Annotated in this window: 21 protein-coding genes; 7 read left to right on the plus strand and 14 right to left on the minus strand. The window is 66.0% G+C overall.

Annotated features, from left to right (window positions below):
* Positions 1-140: 140 nt before the first annotated feature.
* The gene (locus tag CFB82_RS22390) at positions 141-1,061 is read left to right on the plus strand and encodes a LysR family transcriptional regulator (protein WP_089485346.1); all 921 of its coding nucleotides are present in this window, start codon (positions 141-143) and stop codon (positions 1,059-1,061) included.
* Here the strand turns inward: CFB82_RS22390 and CFB82_RS22395 are convergent.
* From CFB82_RS22395 to CFB82_RS22425, 7 genes are all read right to left on the minus strand, one after another.
* Positions 1,056-1,595, minus strand: a complete 540-nt coding sequence (locus CFB82_RS22395) for a GNAT family N-acetyltransferase (protein WP_089485345.1) — start codon at positions 1,593-1,595, stop codon at positions 1,056-1,058. The genes CFB82_RS22390 and CFB82_RS22395 overlap by 6 nt on opposite strands.
* A 50-nt stretch (positions 1,596-1,645) precedes the next feature.
* Positions 1,646-2,224 carry a hypothetical protein gene (locus CFB82_RS22400; protein ID WP_089485322.1) on the minus strand — a complete coding sequence of 193 codons (579 nt, stop codon included), beginning with the start codon at positions 2,222-2,224 and terminating at the stop codon, positions 1,646-1,648.
* A 93-nt stretch (positions 2,225-2,317) separates the two neighbouring features.
* Positions 2,318-2,707 (minus strand): lysozyme inhibitor LprI family protein, encoded by a 390-nt coding sequence (locus CFB82_RS22405; RefSeq protein ID WP_089485323.1) that lies wholly within the window; start codon positions 2,705-2,707, stop codon positions 2,318-2,320.
* Between the two features lie 54 nt (positions 2,708-2,761).
* Entirely contained in the window at positions 2,762-3,526 is a 765-nt protein-coding gene (locus CFB82_RS22410) for an N-acetylmuramoyl-L-alanine amidase family protein (protein ID WP_089485324.1), read from the minus strand.
* A 150-nt stretch (positions 3,527-3,676) separates the two neighbouring features.
* Positions 3,677-4,465 (minus strand): lysozyme inhibitor LprI family protein, encoded by a 789-nt coding sequence (locus tag CFB82_RS22415; RefSeq protein WP_179255439.1) that lies wholly within the window; start codon positions 4,463-4,465, stop codon positions 3,677-3,679.
* 121 nt (positions 4,466-4,586) lie between these two features.
* The gene (locus CFB82_RS22420; protein ID WP_089485326.1) at positions 4,587-5,474 is read right to left on the minus strand and encodes a DUF4261 domain-containing protein; all 888 of its coding nucleotides are present in this window, start codon (positions 5,472-5,474) and stop codon (positions 4,587-4,589) included.
* A gap of 216 nt (positions 5,475-5,690) precedes the next feature.
* Complete coding sequence (locus tag CFB82_RS22425) at positions 5,691-6,143, minus strand: type II toxin-antitoxin system RatA family toxin (RefSeq protein WP_027789550.1); 453 nt, start codon at positions 6,141-6,143, stop codon at positions 5,691-5,693.
* A gap of 191 nt (positions 6,144-6,334) precedes the next feature.
* On the opposite strand from CFB82_RS22425, the gene CFB82_RS22430 reads away from it, so the two are divergent.
* Complete coding sequence (locus CFB82_RS22430; RefSeq protein ID WP_046548352.1) at positions 6,335-7,375, plus strand: bifunctional nicotinamide-nucleotide adenylyltransferase/Nudix hydroxylase; 1,041 nt, start codon at positions 6,335-6,337, stop codon at positions 7,373-7,375.
* Between the two features lie 73 nt (positions 7,376-7,448).
* A complete protein-coding gene (locus tag CFB82_RS22435) occupies positions 7,449-8,882 on the plus strand; it encodes a nicotinate phosphoribosyltransferase (RefSeq protein ID WP_089485327.1) in 1,434 nt (477 codons plus the stop codon).
* A gap of 86 nt (positions 8,883-8,968) precedes the next feature.
* Here CFB82_RS22435 and CFB82_RS22440 read toward each other — a convergent pair whose 3' ends face one another.
* The 3 genes from CFB82_RS22440 to CFB82_RS22450 form a co-directional block, all read right to left on the minus strand.
* A complete protein-coding gene (locus CFB82_RS22440) occupies positions 8,969-9,445 on the minus strand; it encodes a hypothetical protein (protein WP_143750955.1) in 477 nt (158 codons plus the stop codon).
* Positions 9,442-10,146, minus strand: coding sequence for a M35 family metallo-endopeptidase (locus CFB82_RS22445; RefSeq protein WP_089485329.1), 705 nt, complete (start codon positions 10,144-10,146; stop codon positions 9,442-9,444). Before CFB82_RS22445 ends, CFB82_RS22440 begins: the two co-directional genes overlap by 4 nt.
* A gap of 192 nt (positions 10,147-10,338) precedes the next feature.
* On the minus strand, positions 10,339-11,817 hold the full coding sequence (locus CFB82_RS22450) for an aminotransferase-like domain-containing protein (protein ID WP_089485330.1): 1,479 nt from the start codon (positions 11,815-11,817) through the stop codon (positions 10,339-10,341).
* A 126-nt stretch (positions 11,818-11,943) separates the two neighbouring features.
* On the opposite strand from CFB82_RS22450, the gene CFB82_RS22455 reads away from it, so the two are divergent.
* On the plus strand, positions 11,944-12,831 hold the full coding sequence (locus CFB82_RS22455; protein WP_089485331.1) for a DMT family transporter: 888 nt from the start codon (positions 11,944-11,946) through the stop codon (positions 12,829-12,831).
* A gap of 55 nt (positions 12,832-12,886) precedes the next feature.
* Here CFB82_RS22455 and CFB82_RS22460 read toward each other — a convergent pair whose 3' ends face one another.
* Positions 12,887-13,255 (minus strand): VOC family protein, encoded by a 369-nt coding sequence (locus tag CFB82_RS22460; protein WP_089485332.1) that lies wholly within the window; start codon positions 13,253-13,255, stop codon positions 12,887-12,889.
* Positions 13,256-13,332: 77 nt separating this feature from the next.
* Between CFB82_RS22460 and CFB82_RS22465 the strand changes: the two genes are divergently transcribed.
* Positions 13,333-14,034: a helix-turn-helix transcriptional regulator gene (locus CFB82_RS22465; RefSeq protein WP_089485333.1), complete on the plus strand. Its 702-nt coding sequence runs from the start codon at positions 13,333-13,335 to the stop codon at positions 14,032-14,034.
* A gap of 49 nt (positions 14,035-14,083) precedes the next feature.
* Here the strand turns inward: CFB82_RS22465 and lysA are convergent, their stop codons facing one another.
* Positions 14,084-15,322 carry a diaminopimelate decarboxylase gene (lysA, locus tag CFB82_RS22470; RefSeq protein ID WP_069252151.1) on the minus strand — a complete coding sequence of 413 codons (1,239 nt, stop codon included), beginning with the start codon at positions 15,320-15,322 and terminating at the stop codon, positions 14,084-14,086.
* Between the two features lie 109 nt (positions 15,323-15,431).
* On the opposite strand from lysA, the gene CFB82_RS22475 reads away from it, so the two are divergent.
* Together CFB82_RS22475 and CFB82_RS22480 are read left to right on the plus strand one after the other, a co-directional pair.
* Complete coding sequence (locus CFB82_RS22475; RefSeq protein ID WP_089485334.1) at positions 15,432-16,346, plus strand: LysR family transcriptional regulator; 915 nt, start codon at positions 15,432-15,434, stop codon at positions 16,344-16,346.
* 55 nt (positions 16,347-16,401) lie between these two features.
* Entirely contained in the window at positions 16,402-17,001 is a 600-nt protein-coding gene (locus CFB82_RS22480; RefSeq protein WP_089485335.1) for a GNAT family N-acetyltransferase, read from the plus strand.
* A 117-nt stretch (positions 17,002-17,118) separates the two neighbouring features.
* On the opposite strand, the gene CFB82_RS22485 is transcribed toward CFB82_RS22480, so the two are convergent.
* Together CFB82_RS22485 and CFB82_RS22490 are read right to left on the minus strand one after the other, a co-directional pair.
* On the minus strand, positions 17,119-17,697 hold the full coding sequence (locus CFB82_RS22485) for a DUF4142 domain-containing protein (protein ID WP_069252148.1): 579 nt from the start codon (positions 17,695-17,697) through the stop codon (positions 17,119-17,121).
* Between the two features lie 394 nt (positions 17,698-18,091).
* On the minus strand, positions 18,092-18,715 hold the full coding sequence (locus tag CFB82_RS22490; protein ID WP_089485336.1) for an HAD hydrolase-like protein: 624 nt from the start codon (positions 18,713-18,715) through the stop codon (positions 18,092-18,094).
* Positions 18,716-18,731 lie beyond the last annotated feature (16 nt).

The following is an 18,731-nucleotide window of genomic DNA, read 5'->3' on the forward strand; positions in this document are numbered from 1 at the left end:
TAGGTTCGTGCGCGTGCTCGAGTCGGCGCGGGTTCGCGCGTCGGCGGCCACGCCTTGACTGGATCCGCATCGTAAATTACGGTCCCGAACGGGATAAGCCGTGAAAAGCGGCGAGCTTTGATACCTGAAACGGGATAATGATGCGCAGCAAGCTGGATCTGAACGCGGTGCGCGTGTTCGTGTCGGTCGTCGACGAAGGCAGCTTTGCCGGCGCTGCGCGCGTGCTGTCGATACCCGGTTCCAACGTGAGCCGCCAAGTGGCGCAACTGGAGTCGAGGCTCGGCGTGCGTCTGCTGGAGCGCAGCACGCGACACCTTCGGATGACGGAGGCCGGGCGCCTGCTGCACGAGCGCGCGAAGCCGATGCTCGATGCGCTGACGCTTGCCGAATTCGAACTGACCTCGCAGCAAACGGAGCTGCGCGGCGTGCTGAAGCTTTGCGTACCCGGCGAAATCGGGCCGCGTATGCTCGGGCCGATCGTCGCGGAATTCGCGAGCCGCCATCCGCGTGTCGAAATCGATTGCGATACGAGTCTCGCAGGCGTCTCGACGTTGCGCGACGATATCGACCTGTCGATCATCGTCAATCGCGGCAAGCTGGACGACAGCGCATTCGTCGTCAGGCCGCTCGTGAGCTTGCCGAGCGTCGTCGTGGCCGCGCCGTCGCTGATCGAGCGCACGGGCATGCCGACCCGGACGGAGCAGCTCAGGCAATTGCCGTGCATCACGACGCTGAGCACGCTGAAAGGGCAGCCGTGGCAGTTCGCCGACGGCGACGGGCGGATTCACAAGATTCCGGTCGCGAGCCGGTATCGCGTCAATAGCGGCGAGATGGCTGGGCTGGCGGCGGTGAACGGGATCGGCTTCGCGATTCTCGTCGAGCGCGGATGCGCGGCCGAGCTGGCCGCCGGGCGGCTGGTGCGCGTGCCGCTGGAGATGACGCCTGCGCCGCTCGAACTGCTGGCCGCCTATTCGAGCCGCAATTCCGTCAACGCGAAGATCCGCGAGTTGCTGCAGCTGATGCAGGCGCGTTTGGTGTCGTGGGTAGCGATGCCGTCATGACGACTGCTTCGGCAGCGAGCGCCAGTAGCGCAGTTCCTCGATCGGCGTACCTTCGATCTCGAACGTCTTGATGTCGTCTTCGGCAACGAAACCCTCGCGTTCATAGAACGCCCGTGCACGATGGTTTTTGAACAGCACCCAGAGTGACACCCACTCGTGACCCATGTCATGCAGCGCATGGCATGCATGGTCGACCAGCGCCGCGCCGACGCCTCGCCTGCAATGCGCCGGATGCAGGTAGATCGCTTCGATTTCGCCCCACGTGCGATCCTTGTCGGTGTCGCGGGTCGGACCGTACGCGATCCAGCCGATCGGCTCGCCTTCCGTAAACGCGAGCGCGACACGCGGCCGTCCTGCGTCGAGCGCATGGCGCCACGAAGCGGTTCGCTTTTCGACCGACAGGCCCGCGAGGAACGCGGCCGGCATGATGCCCGGGTAGGTGGCCTGCCACGATGCGACGTGGATGGCGGCGATGGCGGGGGCATCGGCGGGCGTGGCAGGGCGGATGTCGATGTTCGTCGTGTTCGGTGTCATGTGTGCGCCGCCTGATCGGTTGCCGTATGCCGCGCCGTCGCGCGCGGGATTCAATTCGCCGGATCCAGACTGCCTTCTATCGCGAAACGGTAGTTGATATCCACCTGTGACCCATCGCCCGGCACGTCGGTTTTCTTCAGCACGAATTCAAACGCAGGCTCGAACCAGCCGTCGCGCGGCACTTCACCGCCGAGGATCTCGACCTCATACCAGCCGTTGTCGATTTCGATCACGGGCCGGCCCGGTTCGCGGTAACGCGCGAGCAGCGCATTGACCGTTGCATCGTTGAAGCGTTCGAGAATCCGCCACGTGTAGAGCATGATCGAACCATGTTCGACGCGCAGCACGTACCCGCCGCGCCGATGCTGCAGGCGGCTTCCCGTCTTCAGCAATTCGGGTGTGTCGCCATCCAGCGTGAAGATGACCGTGTACGGATGGTTCTCGATGCCGGCCAGCGGAACGACGACCCCTTCCAGCACGGCGCGGTCGCCGCTGTCGCTCGTGGTGAACGCCGTCGCGACGTCGTCCGGCAGCCCGTGCCGCTCCTTGAAGCGCTTCAGCAGCAGGAGATCGCCGACGAGAAAGTAGTCGACCAGATCGTTAAGGACTTCGGAGAATTCATGTCGCATCGCTGCTCCTTTCGTGGTGCCGAAGCGCAGGGATGGCAAGCGCATGAAGCGCCGCGTCGCGAAACGCTTCGCGGCGCGGCACGCACGACGCCCTTAGTCGCCGAGCTTCGACGTCACGCAACCCGTGCTCGAGCATTCGCGTTCGCGCTCGCGCAGGAACGACAGGCGCGACTGCGTCATGTCGGTCGCGCACTGGAGATCCACGAGGTAGCCGTTGTTGCGCGTCTCGCTGCACTGGGCGTCGCGCTGCTTCAGCCACGCGAGCTGGCCGGCCTTCAGCGTCGCCTGCTGGTCGCTGCTCAGTTGCTTGCGCAGGCGGCCGTACTCGTCGTTGAGGTCACGGTCGGTCTGCGAGAATTGCGTGCTGCTGCAGTACACCTGGTCGAACGCGCTGTGCGGCTTCGCGCAGCCGGCAGCGTGTGCGGTGAACGGAACGGCAAGCGCGAGCAGTGCGCAGGATGCGAGCAGATGCTTCATTTTCATGGTGATGCTCCTGACTGGGTGAAAACCGTTGGGCCCGACGGGCGTGATCGTTGTTTATTGCGGTGTCGTGCACGCGTCGATGCCGCCGGCGATCGCGGTGGACAGTTTCTGGATCGTTTCGCGACGCGCCAGCCGCGCCTCCTCGTCCGGATTGACGATCACGCCGGCCTCGACGAGCACCGCCGGAATCGGCGCGGTGCGCAGCACGACGAGATCGTCGAAGCGGTGGATGCCGAGTGGCGGGTCGATCAGCGGGCGATTCTCGCCGCGGATCGGCTGGGCGTGATACAGCGACGGCCGCTCGCCGGACACGACCAGCCGCTCGGCGATCGCCTTCGCGCAACGCAGGCTTTCCGCGTAGTGCGGGTTGCGTTCCGACACGAACACCGAAAAGCCGCGGAATTCGCGCTGCCGGCCTGCATCGATGAACTGCTGCTGCATCGAGTCGTGATGGATCGACACGAACAGGTTCGCGTCGGGCGCCTGCGTCGAACGCTGGTCGAGCGTGATCTCGCGGCCGTCGGCCGACGTGCGCAGCACGCGGTCGCCATGCGCGGAGAGTTTCTCGGCAACCGCCGCGGACAGGTCGAGGTTGTACAGGTATTCGACGCGGCCGCTCGCACCGGTGGAGCCCGGGTGCGCCGGCGTATGACCGGTGTCGACGACGATGTAGCGCCCGGAGGCGGGTGCGGTGCCGGTGGTGGCCGAGGTGTCGGCCGCATGCAGCGCCAGCGGCGCGCCGAGCAGCGGGGCGCAGGCGAGCACGCGCGCGGCGGCGCGCACGAGCGGGCGAAGGCGTCGGATGGTTCGGTTCGTCATTGTTGTTGTCGAGGAGGGCATACGGCGCGTCGGACGGCGCGGCACCGTCGGCCTGCTCAATGCAGTCGGAATGTCGGGCGATTATAGCGGGTGGTGGCGGCGCCGGCCCGTCGATTCCTTCCCGGGCAGACGCGCGTCGCGCGATGCCTGCTAGCGCTCGAACCGGAACGACGACACGCTGTGCATCGTCGCGTCGTCGGTGCCGACGATACCCTGCGTATTCGCGACGGCCGCGCGCTTGCCGTTGCTCAGCACGGCCCAGTAGCAGTCGCCGCCGGCCGCGTGGAAGCCGGTTTCCGGATCGCTGATACCGCACGTGATCGTCGCGCGCATGCCGCGCCAGCCGACGCCGGAGAAGCGTTCGACCGCTTGCGGCGTGCCGCGACCGTACGTCGACATCCATTTGCCGTCGTCCTGCCGCTCGAAGCCGGCTTCCTTTTCCGCAACGGGTTCGAGCGCGCCATCGACGATCTCGAACGCGATGAAATAGGTGCTGTTCGTCATGTTGCGGCCGACGATCGCGACGCAGCGGTCGCCGCCGATTTCAGGGCACGGTTTCTTGATCTGACGGTTCTCGAGGTACTCGAACGAGATGCCGAGCGCCGGATCGCGATAGGTTTTCCAGCCCGCGTGCTTCACTTGCTTCAGCGCTGCCGTACGGTCACGGTAAGCGGTGGCGATGCAGGCTGCATCGGCGCACGCATCGCGTTGCGCGAGCCATGCGCGTTGCGACCGGACGACGGCCTGCTGGTCGGCTGCAATGTCGATCGCGCCGTAGTAGGCGCTTGCCAATGCGCTGTCGGCCGACACGAGTGCCTTGTCGCTGCAGATCAGGCGCTCGGTGCGCGTCTTCGCGCGCGAGCAGTCGATGCCGTCGGCGTGGGCCGACAGCGAGAGGCCGATGGCGGCCAGCGTGAGACCCAGGCGAATACCGAACACGGATCGCACCTCATCGGGTTGGAATGGCGGCTGTCACGCCGCCGTCACGTGACGCAGCGGCGCACGCGGTTCGTGAAGCCTTGAACCCGTGCGCCGTGCAGCGAGATACGGCGAGGTGAAATCAGCGATTGATTTCGTTCGCCGAGATCAGCTCGGCCACCAGCACCTGCGCGGGCCCTTGCAGGTAATACTCGTGCTCGAGCGGTTCACGCAGTTTCATGAACGTTTCCGCGCCGATCTGCATTGTCTCGCCCGCGTGCATGCGCGCACCGCTTTCCAGCAGGTAGTGCATCACGTTGTTGAAGATGCCCGAGTAGCGTTCGCCTTCGTGATGACCTTGCGAGAGCGCGGCGAAGTCGGGCAGGCCGAACACGTCGGCGCCATAGGTGCGCATCCACACGCCTTCGACGCCTTCGACTTCGTATTTCACGAAGCCGCAAAAGAACAGGTTCAACGGGATATCCCGCAGCACTTCGAGGCTTTCCTCGCCGAGTTCCTTCGCATTGAAGACGCCGGCCGGCAGCGACGTGTGCGCGTGCTCGTTCAGCACCGCGAGGCCGTTCTGTTCGGCGAGCGCGCCGGCGACGGCCGCCAGCGCGACATACTGGTCGAGCGGATTCGCTTCGTGCCCGGCGTAGTAGAGGATCACGTGGCTGCGGCTCGCGCGCACCTGCTGCTTCAGGTCCTGCCCGTAGTGGGCCGGCGCGACACACGCTTCCAGGGCCTCGGACGGATAGGGCGAGTCGAAGCCGACGAGCCGGACGACGTGGTTGCCCCAGCCGGCGAGCCCGAATACCTGCTCCAGTGTCGGCTCGGTCTCGACGCGCGCCTGCTTCATGCTCGGGTGGTACGCGCGCAGCGCGGCCGTCAGCGCGGCGATATCGACCTGCAGCGGGCCGTCGAAGACGACCGTCACGCTCAGCGGATGCTCGACGTCGGGCGCCGCGACCAGCGCGACCGGGTTTTCGGATTCGTCTTTGCGGCCAAAGAATCGGGAAATCAGGCTCATCGGATTATGTTCGTGTCGAAGCCGTTTCAGGGAGGAGTGCCCCGTTCTCTCGGTCGGGGCGCGCCGTCGGGGTGACGGCCGCCCGTAGTTTCCCCGGGTTCGGCGAATCTGGCAAATGCGCGGTGCATGCCGGGACGGCGCGGCGATCGCGCGTTCGGACGCATTCGGTGGGGAGGTGGCGCAGACGAGCCGGGCCGTGCGGCCCGTGGTCGCCGGTCAGTGCGGCAGCGCTTCGGCTTCGGCCCAGCGCTTGAACGAGTCGAGACGCCGGCGCGTCTGCACGAGGTAGAACGCGCCGATCAGCGGTTCGAGCAGCCAGCGCAGCCAGGCCGGCTGGGCGCGGAAGTGGTACGTGAATTTCACCTCGGTCGTGCCGGGCGTGTGCTCGGTGAAGTTCCAGCTGCCGCTGAAGCGTTCGAGCACTTTCGGCCCGTCGACCATTTCGACGGCGGCGACCTGCGGCGGACGGTACGAGATGTAGCGCGACACCATCGTCGCGCCCGACTGGCTGCGGCAGAACGCATCGACGCCGACGTCGGCCGTCATGCCGTCGAGCAGGTAGGCATCGGTGAGGAAGCTGTCCCACACGAGCCGCCGCGCGTAATCCTGCGACCACGTGAAGAGGCGTCTGCGATCGACGCCGACGGTGCGGCTGACTGAGATCCTCATGATGGCGGGCGCCCTGGCGCTGAGTGGGATGAAATCGAGTGTACCGCGCCAATAACCCGTGTTTCGTCAGACTTCGTCAAGTCGAGCGTATGCTCGAATGGGCTCGATTGACGCACCTCGGGATTTCCCCTAGGATTCGTTTCAACCCTTCGGGAAAGACCCGAAGCGTTTCAATCTCTTGAGGGAGCCTCATGAGTACGCAACAGAACCGGCGCTTCGACGCGCTCGTTTTCATTGGTCGTTTCCAGCCTCCGCATCGTGGTCACCTGAACGTGCTGAAGTCGGCACTGAGCCGGGCCGAGCGCGTGTGCGTGCTGATCGGATCGACCGACAAGCCCCGCACCATCAAAGATCCGTTTTCGTTCGACGAGCGCCGCCAGATGCTGGCTTCGCTGCTCGACGCGTCCGAGCGCGACCGCGTCACCGTCGCGCCGTTGCAGGATTCGACCTACAACGACGGCGACTGGGTGCGCTGGGTGCAGGACGCCGTCGCATCCGCGCTCGGCGATATCGCGCAGCGCAAGGTCGGGCTGATCGGCCACGAGAAGGACGCCACGTCGTATTACCTGCGGATGTTCCCGCAATGGGAACTCGTCGATGTCGACGCGACGGAAGACATTTCCGCCACCGAGATCCGCGACCAGTATTTCGCCGAACGCACCAACAGCTTCGTGCAGTGGGCCGTGCCGGAACCCGTGTTCGGCTGGCTCGAGCGTTTCCGCACACAGCCGGAATTCGCGCAGCTGAAGTCGGAAGCCGAATTCATCGCCGGGTATCGCAAGGCGTGGGCGGCGGCGCCGTATCCGGTCACGTTCGTGACGGTCGACGCGGTGGTCGTGCACTCGGGCCATATCCTGCTCGTGCGCCGCCGCAGCGAGCCGGGCCGCGGCCTGTGGGCGCTGCCGGGCGGGTTCGTGAACCAGGACGAGCGGCTCGACGCGGCCTGTATCCGCGAGCTGCGCGAGGAAACCGGCCTGAAGCTGCCGGAGCCCGTGCTGCGCGGCTCGATCAAGGATCGCCAGGTGTTCGATCACCCGACGCGCTCGCTGCGCGGCCGCACGATCACGCATGCGTGCCTGTTCAACTTCCCGACCGGCGAGCTGCCGCGCGTGAAGGGCAGCGACGATGCCGACAAGGCGCGCTGGGTGCCGCTCAACGAATTCGCGCAGATGCGCAGCGTGATGTTCGAGGATCACTTCGACATCGCGTATCACTTCCTGGGGAAGCTGTGATCCGCTGATTCCCCGCATTCCGTCCGCCGCGACAGACGCGGCGGCACTTCAACGGCCTAGAGGAGCTCTAGCCATGCAAAACGATCTCGGCGGCTTTGCCGCGGTTCTCGCCAATCCGATCCTCAACACGGATTCGTACAAGGCTTCCCACTTCCTGCAATATTCGCCCGACGCGTCGGCGATGTTCTCGTACGTCGAATCGCGCGGCGGCCGCTACGACCGCACGGTGTTCTTCGGCCTGCAGATGCTGCTGAAGGAATATCTGTGCAAGCCGATCACGCACGCGATGATCGACGAGGCGCGCGATTTCTTCACGGTGCACGGCGAGCCGTTCAACGAGGCAGGCTGGCGCTATATCGTCGAACGCTACGACGGCTACCTGCCGGTGAAGATCCGCGCGGTGCCCGAGGGTTCGGTCGTGCCGGTGCACAACGTGCTGATGACGGTGGAATGTGACGACCCGCAGGTGTTCTGGCTCGCGTCGTATCTCGAGACGATGCTGCTGCGCGTGTGGTATCCGGTGACGGTCGCGACGCGCAGCTGGCACCTGCGGCAGACGATCCGCCGCTTCCTGGAAAAAACCGACGACGATCTCGCGCAACTGCCGTTCAAGCTGCACGACTTCGGCGCGCGCGGCGTGTCGAGCGCGGAGTCGGCCGCGATCGGCGGCGCCGCGCATCTCGTGAACTTCATGGGTTCGGACACGGTACTTGGCGTGCTGGCCGCGAACCGCTTCTATCGGGAGCCGATGGCCGCGTACTCGGTGCCGGCGGCCGAACACAGCACGATCACGTCGTGGGGCCGCGAACACGAAGCCGATGCGTACCGGAACATGATTCGCCGCTTCGGCCTGCCCGGTGCGATCGTGTCGGTCGTGTCGGACTCCTATGATCTGTTCGCGGCGCTCGATCTGTGGGGCGGCGAGCTTCGGCAGGCCGTGCTCGATTCCGGCGCGACACTGGTCGTGCGGCCCGATTCGGGCGACCCGGTGGCGATCGTGCTGCAGACCGTGCGCGCGCTCGATGCATCGTTCGGCTCGACCGTGAACGGCAAGGGGCGGCGCGTGCTGAATCGTGTGCGCGTGATCCAGGGCGACGGCGTCGACGAACTGTCGATCGAAGCGATTCTGTCCGCGCTCGACGACGCAGGCTATGCGGCCGGCAACGTCGTGTTCGGCATGGGCGGCGGGCTGCTGCAACAGGTGAACCGCGATACGCAGCGCTTCGCGATGAAGTGCTCGGCGATCCGGCGCGGCGGCGTGTGGCACGACGTCTGCAAGGATCCGGTCACCGATCAGGGCAAGCGCTCGAAGAAGGGGCGGCTCACGCTGCTGCGCAGTTTCCGCACCGGCGAGTACCGTACGACGACGCTGCCCGCCGCGTGGGACGACCGGATGCTGGAAGGCGAGTGGGAGGACGCGCTGGAAACGGTGTTCGATACGGGGCGCCTGCTCGTCGATACGTCGTTTGCGGAAGTGCGGGCGAGGGCGCACGCGGGGGAGGTGTGAAGCGGGCGGCGGTGGCGGCGTGAGAGGCTCGGCTCACTCCGTCGCCGACGCGACTTGATCGCGATGTCGTTTGGTTGCGGACTATCTCAGTGAAGTGCTCTGGATGTTGGCGTGATGCGCGGATCGCCGCACAGGTGCCGACATCCATCGTTGCAAAGCGGTACCAGTGTCAGTCCGATCTGAAGATAGCCTTCGTAACCGGCGCTGTCTTTCGGATACGGTTTCGAGATGATGTGGGTATCCGACCGGATGTTCTCGTTCCTGACGCCGAGTTGTATCAGATATTCCTTCAGGTTCGCCGCTCGTCGCAACGCAAGCGCGTGTGGATTGACTTCCCCGATGTAGGCGCCGGCGGTGACGATGCCTCGAATCTCTGCGCCAGGCCATTGACGCGCGCGAATGACCATTTCCGCGATCTTGACGCGATCCTCGTTAGGGATCGCGTCGGAGTTGAGCGGGAGGCTGTCGAGCATGTCTTCGGAAACGGTGCAAGCCTTGGATGACATCGAAAACGAGAGGCAGAACCAGATCGCGATGCTTATCGCGCGTGCAAGAAATGTCACCACAGAATCCTGTCGTCGAAAAATGAAATGTAGCAGGCGAGGCTGTCTGCGTTGTCGATCGCTACATCATGGTGTGTCTGAGCCCAGTACTTCAGACCGGTGCCGAACCCGTAGATTTCGTCGTTTGAGTTGAATGTGTCGACGTAGTGCGTGCATTCATGAATCAGGACCTTCAGCTTGCAGTTGGTAGAAAGTCGAGCATCGGGAAGTGTGCAGAAGTGCGGATAGATCGCGATTATCCGCCTGTGGGAATCGGGTTTGCATACCGCGGCATCTGTGATTCCGTTGTCCGGAAACACGGTGCACGTTATGTTTCTCTGCGTTTGCTCGTCCCACCTGATGACGTTTTCAGGTTTCAGCTCCTGCATGACGCGCAGAAGTTTGGGTAATCCGGTGTTCAGTCTTTGTCGGACTATGTCGTCTGAGCGACCGAACCATGTCTGGACGCGGCGCTGTTCTTCCCGATCCCAAGCCGCGAGGCCGTGAATCCGCTCACGAATCAGGACAATTGCGGCATCGCGCAGCCGTGCAATCAGGTGCCTGAAAACTTTGTTCGACATGTTTTCGCAGATTTGCGCCATGTCGAGTTCGATGGTGTGAGTGGATCCCGGTGTTGTGTTTGTATAAGTGGTTCCGACGCATATCCATTCGTCGCAGTCTTCTTGGCGCGTGGTGTCGCGTGAATCGATGTTTTCGCTCATGGATTCGATAGTTTTCCAGAAGAGGGAGAAAACTATCGGCTGATGGACGCAGGTTCGTCTATTGGACGTGTACGATTTGCGAAACGAGGTATACCGAGCGAGATGCTCTATCGGGTTTCGGCCCGCTTGACTGCAGACGATTGAAGGCAGATTACCGATCCATTCCGTAATTGACTGCCCAATTGTGGGGTTTCAGTATTCCCGAGCGAGAGCACGGTCGCCCGCATCCGGCTGCATGCCACTGCGTTCTTCAACCCGCACCGCCTCCATCGCCCGCGCCAGCGCATCGAACACCGCCGGCCCCTTGCAGCGCGACACGTTGAAACGCAGGTACGACGTCGCGCCGTGCGACGCGCTGAACACGTTGCCGGGCGCGAGCACCACATCGCGGTCCAGCGCATGGCGCGCGACACGCGCGGCGTCGAGCCCGTCGGGCAACTCCGCCCATACAAACAGGCCGCCGCGCGGCTCCGTCCAGATCCGCAGCCCGGCGCGCGTGACGCGCCGGAGCGTTTCGCCCATCGCGTCCGCGAGGCGCGTGCGCAGGCTGTCGACGTGGCGCCGGTACGTGCCGTCGACGAGCAGCCGGTGTACGACGTTCGCGCCGATCTGCGCATGGCCGAACGACGTCGCGAGCTTCAGGTCGACGAGCGCCTCGATCCATTCCGGGCGGGCGGCGACGTAGCCGCAGCGGATCGCGGCCGACAGCGTCTTCGAGAAGCTGCCGATCGACACGACGCGCGACAGCCCGTCGAAGGCCGCGAGGCGCGGCGCGGGCGTGCTCTCGAAATCCGCGAAGATGTCGTCCTCGACGATCAGCAGGCCATGCTCGGCGGCGAGCGTCAGCAGCCGGTGCGCGACGGGCGCCGAGAGTGTCGCGCCGGTCGGGTTGTGCAGCGCCGAGTTGGTGATGTACAGGCGCGGCCGGTGCTCGGCGAGCACTTGCTCGAAACGCGCGAGATCGGGGCCGTTCGGCGTGTACGGGACGCTGACGATCCGCGCACGGTGCGCGCGCAGCAGCGCCTGGAAGTTGAAGTAGCACGGATCGTCGAGCACGACCGTGTCACCCGGCTCCAGCAGCAGCCGGCAGACGAGATCGAGCGCGTGCGAGCCGCCGTCGGTCAGCATGATCTGCGTGGGTTCGGCCTGGACGCCGTGCTGCGCGAGCCGCCAGGCAAGCTGCTGGCGCATCGCGGGCAGGCCGAGCGGTGTCGCATAGTCGGTCAGCGCATCGGATTCGTCGCGCGACGCGGCGCGCAGCGCGCGGCGCAGGCTCTCGTCCGGCAGCCACGACGGCGGCAGCCATCCGCAACCGGGCTTCACGGACGTCGGCGCCGCTTCGAGCGACTGGCGCGACAGCCACAGCGGATCGAGCCCGCGATCGAGCCGCGGGCCGAGATCGGCGAGCGCGAGCGGCGGCGCATGCCCCGACACATAGAAACCCGAGCCGCGCCGCGCGACCAGCACGCCTTCGCTCGCGAGCCGCTCGTACGCGTCGACGACGGTCGATTTCGACACGCCCAGCGCATCCGCCATCGTCCGGATCGACGGCACGCGCGCGCCGGGCACCAGCGCGCGGCTCGCGATGCGTGCGCGCAACGTATCCATCACGGTTTCCACGCGCGTGCGCGACGGGGTGGGCGGAACGGGAAGCGGGGCGGCCTGGCTCATGGCGAAGAATGAACTGTACGGCCGGTTGTCCAGTACAGTTTGTCCGAATTGTATTGGGCTGTAGCTTACGCGCTTTTCGCGGGCGGCGGATCATCGGTCATCCACTTTCCCCGTTCAGGATTTCCCGTGCAAAAGACGACCGACGGATGGCTCAGCGGCCTGCTGGGCGTGATCATCTTCAGTGGCTCGCTGCCCGCGACGCGTATCGCGGTGCAGGGGCTCGACCCGCTGTTCCTCACCTTTGCGCGCGCGACGATCGCCGGCGCGCTCGGCCTGCTGCTGCTCGTCGTGCTGAAGCAGCGTCGCCCGACGCGTGCCGAGGCCGTGTCGCTCGCCATCGTCGCGCTCGGGGTCGTGATCGGCTTTCCGCTGCTGACGGCACTCGCGCTGAAGCACGTGACGTCCGCGCACGCGATCGTGTTCGTCGGGCTGCTGCCGCTCGCGACCGCACTGTTCGGCGTGTGGCGCGGCGGCGAACGGCCGCGGCTGCCGTTCTGGATCTTCTCGATCATCGGCAGCGGCGCGGTGGCCGCATTTGCGCTGCGCAACGGCGGCCAGGCGTCGGTGGTGGGCGATGCGCTGATGCTGGCCGCGATCGTCGCGTGCGGGCTGGGCTATGCGGAAGGCGCACGCCTGTCGCGTCAGCTCGGCGGCTGGCAGGTGATCTCGTGGGCGCTCGTGCTGTCGCTGCCGCTGATGCTGCCGCTCACGTGGTTCACCTGGCCCGTGTCGTTCGACGGCGTCGATTCTGCCGCGCTGTGGGGCCTCGCGTACGTGTCGCTGTTCAGCATGCTGATCGGCTTCGTGTTCTGGTATCGCGGGCTCGCGCTCGGCGGGATCGCAAGCGTCGGTCAGTTGCAGCTGCTGCAGCCGTTCTTCGGTTTGCTGCTGGCGGCCGGTTTGCTGCACGAGACGGTGCCGCCGTCGATGGTCGCGGTGACGGTCGTCGTGGTCGGCTGCGTGGCGGGCGCGAAGTACTTCTCGAAGATGGCGCCCGTGCGGCGCGCGGGCTGACGTGCGGAGCTGAATGCGGGCGCGCACGACCTGTCGAAGGTGCGCCCGCTCACGCTCAGTCGTCCGGCGTGCACACGCGCAAGCGGTGACCGTCCGGGTCAAGCGCGACGAACGTGAGCCCGAACACGGCCGTCATGGGCGCCTGCTCGAACGGCACGCCGAGTGCCTTCCACGCTTCGTACAGGTGCCGGACTGCGCGGTCGTCGTCGACCATGAACGCCAGCTCCGAACGGTGGCCGGTGCCACCTGACACGAAATCGCGCGCGCTGGTCGACCACAGGCCCAGATGCAGCCCGTTGTCGAACGTGAATGCCGCATAGGTGGGAAACGCGGCGACCGGCGGGCGCCCGAACAGGCGCTCGTAGAATTGCGCGCTGCGCGCCGGGTCCTCGACATACAGAAGAACGAGATTCGGGGAGGTCATGCTGAGCCGTCCTGGGTTCGATTAAGATGCGTCTCATTCTATGAACGGATGCTGTCAGAAAGTGGCAGCATGGAACGATGACGCGTGCCGAACGATTGCTCTCGCTGCTGCAGGTGCTGCGGCGCCACCGCCGTCCGGTGAGCGGCCGCGTGCTGGCCGGGGAGCTTGGCATCAGCCTCCGTACGGTCTATCGCGATATCGCGTCGCTGCAGGCACAGGGCGCGGACATCGAAGGCGAGCCCGGGATCGGCTATGTACTGCGGGAGGGGTTCATGCTGCCGCCGCTGATGTTTTCGCAGACGGAACTGGAAGCGCTGATGTTCGGCTTTCGCTGGGTCGGGAAGTTTGCCGATGCGCAGCTCACGGCGGCGGCTGCCGATGCACTCGCAAAGATTTCAGCCGTGCTGCCGGCCGAGCTGCGCCGCGAGATGGAATGCACGACGCTGCTCGTCGGCCCGCGCACGATCGTGGATCGGGAAACCGTCGACATGAGTGTCGTGCGCGCGGCGATTCGTACCGAAAGCAAGCTCGGGATCCGCTACGCGGGCGAGGGCCGGAAAACGAACGAAGAACGGATCGTGTGGCCGTTCGCGCTCGGCTATTTCAATGACGTGCGGATCCTGGCGGCGTGGTGCGAAGGCCGGAACGATTTCCGGCATTTCCGGACGGATCGCATCGTCGCGCTCGAACCGCTGGACGTGCGCTATCCGCGCCGGCGCGCGGCGTTGCTGAAGGCGTGGCGCGCTACGGGTGCCGACGTGCGAGTGACGGTGAGGTAGGGGCGGCCGGGGCGCGCAGGCCGCGCACCCCCGTTCCGTCGTGCAAGCGTTACTCGAACGTTTCGAGCGCGAGCAGTTCGTCGATCGTCTGCCGGCGGCGGATCAGCCGCGGCGCGCCGCGATCGACGAGCACTTCCGGCGCGAGCGGACGGCTGTTGTAGTTCGATGACATCGACGCGCCGTACGCGCCTGCATCATGCAGGAACAGCAGGTCGCCGATCTGCGGCTGCGCGAGCTTGCGGTGCGTGACCACGCCGCCCGCGTCCTGCGTGAACACGTCGCCCGATTCACACAGCGGCCCGGCGATCGCGAGCTCGACGAGCGGCCGTCCGGCCGGCAGCGCACCATCGTGCGTGTGCACCGACACCGCGTGGTAGCTGCCGTACATCGACGGGCGCATCAGGTCGTTGAAGCCCGCGTCGATCAGCACGAAATCGTGCTTCGGCCGGCGGTTGACGGCCTGCACTTCGGTGACGAGCGTGCCGGCCTCGGCGACGAGGAAGCGGCCCGGCTCGATCTCGATGCGCACCGGGTGGCCGAGATGACGCTCGATCCGCTTGCGCGCGGCGTCCCACTGGCTGAAGTAGTGACCGACGTCGACGCGCGGCTCGCCGTCGCGATACGGGATCGACAGGCCGCCGCCGGCCGAGATCGCGTCGATGTCATGGCCGAGCGACGTGACGAGATCGACCATCGCATCGCACACCTGCGACAGGTGGCCATAGTCGACGCCCGACCCGATATGCATGTGGATGCCGACGAGCTTCAGCCCGTACTGGCGCACAATCTCGATCGCGCGCGGCACGTCGTCGATCCAGATGCCGTGCTTGCTCTGCGGGCCGCCGGTGTTGGTCTTGTTGCTGTGGCCGTGGCCGAAACCGGGATTGACGCGCAGCCACACGCGGTGGCCGGGCGCGTGCTCGCCGATGCGCGCGAGCATGTCGAGCGAGCCGGCGTTCACGGTCACACCGTGCTTCAGCACGGCCGCGAGCGTCGGGCGGTCGATCAGGTCGGCCGTGAACACGACGCCTTCCGGCTCGCCGGCGGGGCTGAACCCGGCCGCGAGGCTGCGCTCGATCTCGCCGAGCGACACCGCATCGACGCACGCGCCTTCCTCACGCATCAGCTTCAGGATATGGACGTTCGAGTTCGCCTTCTGCGCATAGCGGATCACGTCGAACTGGCGCAGTTGGGCGATGCGGTCGCGGATGACGTCGGCGTCGTACACCCACAGCGGGGTGCCGTATTGCTGCGCGAGCGTCGCGAGCTGGCGGGAATCGAGGGACATGGCGGATGAATCGGGTCGAATGAACGGATAACGGGAATGATGCACCTGATCGGCTATCCAGTAAAATGCCTGCTTATCGACATTCGATTCATATTTGATATAGCCGATCATGCTCACGCACCGCCATATCGAGGTCTTTCGCGCGCTGATGGTCACCGGCAGCACGACGCGCGCGGCCGAGATGCTCTATACGTCGCAACCGACGATCAGCCGCGAGCTTGCGCGCATGGAGCAGGTCGTGGGCTTCGCGCTGTTCGAGCGCGCACACGGCCGGCTGCGGCCGACGATGGCCGCGCTCACGCTGTTCGACGACGTGCGGCTTGCATATGTGGGGCTTGAACGCGTCGCGGCAACCGCCGCGCGCCTGCGCGAGTTTCGCGACGGTCAGTTGTCGGTGATCGCGTTGCCGGCGTTCTCGCACGCGATCCTGCCCGGTGCATGCCGGCGTTTCAGCGAGAAGCACGCGGGCGTCAGCGTGTCGGTGGCGACGCAGGAATCGCCGGTGCTCGAAGAGTGGCTGACCGCGCAGCGTTACGACCTCGGGCTGACCGAGCGCGACGTCGCGCCGGCCGGCACCGTGCTCACGCCGCTGCTCGAATTCGACGAAGTGTGCGTGCTGCCCGACGGCCATCCGCTGCTCGCACAGGACGCGATCGATCTGCTGGATCTCGCGGATCGCCCGTTCGTGAGCCTGTCGCTGAACGATCCGTACCGCATCCTGATCGACGAGGCATTCGCGCAGCTCGGCGTGGCGCCGCGCTCGGTCGTCGAAACACCTTCAGCCGTGTCGGTGTGCGCGTTCGTGCGGCAGGGGCTCGGTGCCGCGATCGTCAATCCGTTGACCGCGCTCGATTTCGTCGGGCGCGACCTGCACGTGCGGCCGCTCACGCGGTCGTTTCCGTACCGGGTCAGCGTGATCGTGCCCGAGCACCGGCCGAAGAGCCTGCTCGTCGATGCGTTTGCCGACGCGTTGCGCGGCGAGGCGAAGGCGATCCGCCGCCGGTTGGCCGCGCTCCTCGGCTGACGCCGCCGTATGATGGGCGTTTCGCCGTCATCGCCGTCTCTTTCCGGAACCTTTCATGACCGACGCCTCTGCTTCCCTCGAACCACCGATCCTCACTGGCGAACGCGTCGAACTGAGGCCGCTCGACTCGTCCGACCGGCAGGCGCTGCTGGACGCCGCTGCCGACGGCCAGTTGTGGAACCTGAAGGTCACGGTCGTGCCGGGCCCCGACACGATCGACGCGTATATCGACACCGCATTGCAGGGGCGTTCGGCCGGCACCGTGATGCCGTTTGCGATCGTCGATCGCGCATCGGGCCGCGTGATCGGCAGCACACGTTTCTGGAAGATCGATCGCAGGAACCGCAAGCTCGAGATCGGCCATACGTGGCTGAGCGAATCGGCGCAGCGCACGCACGCGAATACCGAAGCGAAATGGTTGTTGCTGGGCTATGCGTTCGACGTGCTGCAATGCGTGCGCGTGCAGTTCACGACCGACGAGCTGAACGAGAAATCGCGCGCGGCGATCCTGCGGCTCGGTGCGAAGCAGGAAGGTATCGTGCGGCACGAGCGGATCATGCCGGATGGCCGCAAGCGCAATTCGGTGCGCTTCAGCATCATCGACGACGAATGGCCGGAGGTGCGTGCGCGGCTGCTGGCGAAGCTTGCGACGTAACGTGTCACGCGTGAAGCGTGACGTTTGACGTGTGTCGCGCCGCCGGAAGGGGAGCGGCGACGCGACGACGGGGGAAGCAGCAGTGCGCCGCGCACGACGGCGCGGCGCTGCGGCGCGTTACTGCGCCGATGCGAGGTGGTGGCGTTCCGCGAGCTTCTGCGCGTCGGCGTAGTGCTTCTGCAGGATCGGCAGCGACTGGCGTGCGACTTCCTTCAGCTTCGTGTCGCGGCCCGACGCGATTTCGGCCTGGAATGCCGAGATGGTCTTCTGCTGGCCGGCGAGCGCGACCTGCTCGATATACGCCTTGTCGAACTCGGCGCCGCGCAGGCTCTTGATGCTGCTCAGCACGGCCGTGTCGGGGTCGTTGGCCGGCACGTCGACGCCGCGCGGGCTCGCAGCGCGCATCGCCTGGATGATCTTTTCATCGTCGGTCGACACGCGTTGCGCGAACGCCTTGACCTGGCTGTCCGACGTGCGCGAATCGGCGATGCGTGCCGCGTCGTGCTGCGTGGACACGGTCTTCGTGCCGTCGGTGATGAAGGCCTGGTCGGCTTCGTGGATACGCGTCGCGGCGGCGGCCGGTGCGTTCGGTGAGGCCGGTGCCGGTTGTGCGGTTTGCGCGGTCGCCGTCACGGCGACGAGAAGCAGGCCAGCGGCAGACAAAGCAAGGCGCGAGATATGGGGAAAGCGGTTCATGGGACCTCCTTTCGATCGGGGCTCTGGTTGAAAAACGGATCACGTGATCCGTCGCTGTGCGAGAGACCGGGCGCGCCCGGGCCGGATTCGACCGCCGCTCTGCCGCGGCGCCGGTCGAAGTGTTTCCCGGCCCGACTGATTCTAGGAGAGCGATCCGGTAGCAGGTGCAACCGCGCTGTGGTTTGTGTAACGGTTGGTAAGACGAATCGATGAGCAAGGTTGCCGGCAGGTAGTGCGTACCTGCTGCGTGCGCGGCGGCGGCAATTTTTGCGCGCATGAGGCGTGCGAAATGCACGGGGGTTTCATCTGCTTTTCATCGTCGTGCGGCTGCGTCGTGCGATGACGTGCATATCGGGCGATGGGGCGAACCGGATGCGCGAAGCGCGCGCACGCGTTACACGCGATCGAGCAAGGCGTCGAGACGCGGCAGCAACGGTGTCGCGCAATGCGCCTGCAACGCGTCCGGCGCGGTGTAGCCCCACGCGACGCCCTGGAATGCGATGCGTGCGCGTCGTGCCGCGTCCGCGTCGCGGATTTCATCGCCGACGTACAGCACTTCGTCGGCGCGCACGCCGGCCTCGCGAACGAGCGCGCGCAGGCGACGCGCCTTGCCGAATAGCGGAATGCCGCACGCGAAATGCGCGACACGGCTGGTGGCGCGCGGGCCGAGCCGGTCACGCACGATCGCCTCGGTATTCGACGTGGCGATCGCGATGCGGATGCCGCGCGCGGCGAGCGCGTCGAACGTTTCGTCGACGCCGGGGAACAGCGCCACTTGCGCGACGCGCGGCTGCATCAGGCGGCGCATGTCGATCGTCACGCGCGGCACTTTCCACATCGGTACGTCGAGCGCGCGAATGATGTCGCGCGCCGACATGCCGCGCAGCGCCGGGCGCAGCTCGGGCGTGGCGTCGCGAAAGCCGTGCATGCGCGACGCTTCCGACAGCGCCGCGAGAAAGCTGTCGAGCGAATCGGCGAGCGTGCCGTCGAAGTCGAATGCGATGAGGCGGTAGGGCATGAGCGGTGCATCAATC

It is taken from the genome of Burkholderia sp. HI2714, from assembly GCF_002223085.1.
Taxonomy (GTDB): domain Bacteria; phylum Pseudomonadota; class Gammaproteobacteria; order Burkholderiales; family Burkholderiaceae; genus Burkholderia; species Burkholderia lata_D.

What these genes read in the sequence shown, in the direction of transcription:
- CFB82_RS22390 (WP_089485346.1), top strand. Translation starts at nt 141, where the DNA reads ATGCGCAGCAAGCTGGATCTGAACGCGGTGCGCGTGTTCGTGTCGGTC.
- CFB82_RS22395 (WP_089485345.1), bottom strand. Translation starts at nt 1,595, where the DNA reads ATGACACCGAACACGACGAACATCGACATCCGCCCTGCCACGCCCGCC.
- CFB82_RS22400 (WP_089485322.1), bottom strand. Translation starts at nt 2,224, where the DNA reads ATGCGACATGAATTCTCCGAAGTCCTTAACGATCTGGTCGACTACTTT.
- CFB82_RS22405 (WP_089485323.1), bottom strand. Translation starts at nt 2,707, where the DNA reads ATGAAAATGAAGCATCTGCTCGCATCCTGCGCACTGCTCGCGCTTGCC.
- CFB82_RS22410 (WP_089485324.1), bottom strand. Translation starts at nt 3,526, where the DNA reads ATGACGAACCGAACCATCCGACGCCTTCGCCCGCTCGTGCGCGCCGCC.
- CFB82_RS22420 (WP_089485326.1), bottom strand. Translation starts at nt 5,474, where the DNA reads ATGAGCCTGATTTCCCGATTCTTTGGCCGCAAAGACGAATCCGAAAAC.
- CFB82_RS22425 (WP_027789550.1), bottom strand. Translation starts at nt 6,143, where the DNA reads ATGAGGATCTCAGTCAGCCGCACCGTCGGCGTCGATCGCAGACGCCTC.
- CFB82_RS22430 (WP_046548352.1), top strand. Translation starts at nt 6,335, where the DNA reads ATGAGTACGCAACAGAACCGGCGCTTCGACGCGCTCGTTTTCATTGGT.
- CFB82_RS22435 (WP_089485327.1), top strand. Translation starts at nt 7,449, where the DNA reads ATGCAAAACGATCTCGGCGGCTTTGCCGCGGTTCTCGCCAATCCGATC.
- CFB82_RS22445 (WP_089485329.1), bottom strand. Translation starts at nt 10,146, where the DNA reads ATGAGCGAAAACATCGATTCACGCGACACCACGCGCCAAGAAGACTGC.
- CFB82_RS22450 (WP_089485330.1), bottom strand. Translation starts at nt 11,817, where the DNA reads ATGAGCCAGGCCGCCCCGCTTCCCGTTCCGCCCACCCCGTCGCGCACG.
- CFB82_RS22460 (WP_089485332.1), bottom strand. Translation starts at nt 13,255, where the DNA reads ATGACCTCCCCGAATCTCGTTCTTCTGTATGTCGAGGACCCGGCGCGC.
- CFB82_RS22465 (WP_089485333.1), top strand. Translation starts at nt 13,333, where the DNA reads ATGACGCGTGCCGAACGATTGCTCTCGCTGCTGCAGGTGCTGCGGCGC.
- lysA (WP_069252151.1), bottom strand. Translation starts at nt 15,322, where the DNA reads ATGTCCCTCGATTCCCGCCAGCTCGCGACGCTCGCGCAGCAATACGGC.
- CFB82_RS22475 (WP_089485334.1), top strand. Translation starts at nt 15,432, where the DNA reads ATGCTCACGCACCGCCATATCGAGGTCTTTCGCGCGCTGATGGTCACC.
- CFB82_RS22480 (WP_089485335.1), top strand. Translation starts at nt 16,402, where the DNA reads ATGACCGACGCCTCTGCTTCCCTCGAACCACCGATCCTCACTGGCGAA.
- CFB82_RS22485 (WP_069252148.1), bottom strand. Translation starts at nt 17,697, where the DNA reads ATGAACCGCTTTCCCCATATCTCGCGCCTTGCTTTGTCTGCCGCTGGC.
- CFB82_RS22490 (WP_089485336.1), bottom strand. Translation starts at nt 18,715, where the DNA reads ATGCCCTACCGCCTCATCGCATTCGACTTCGACGGCACGCTCGCCGAT.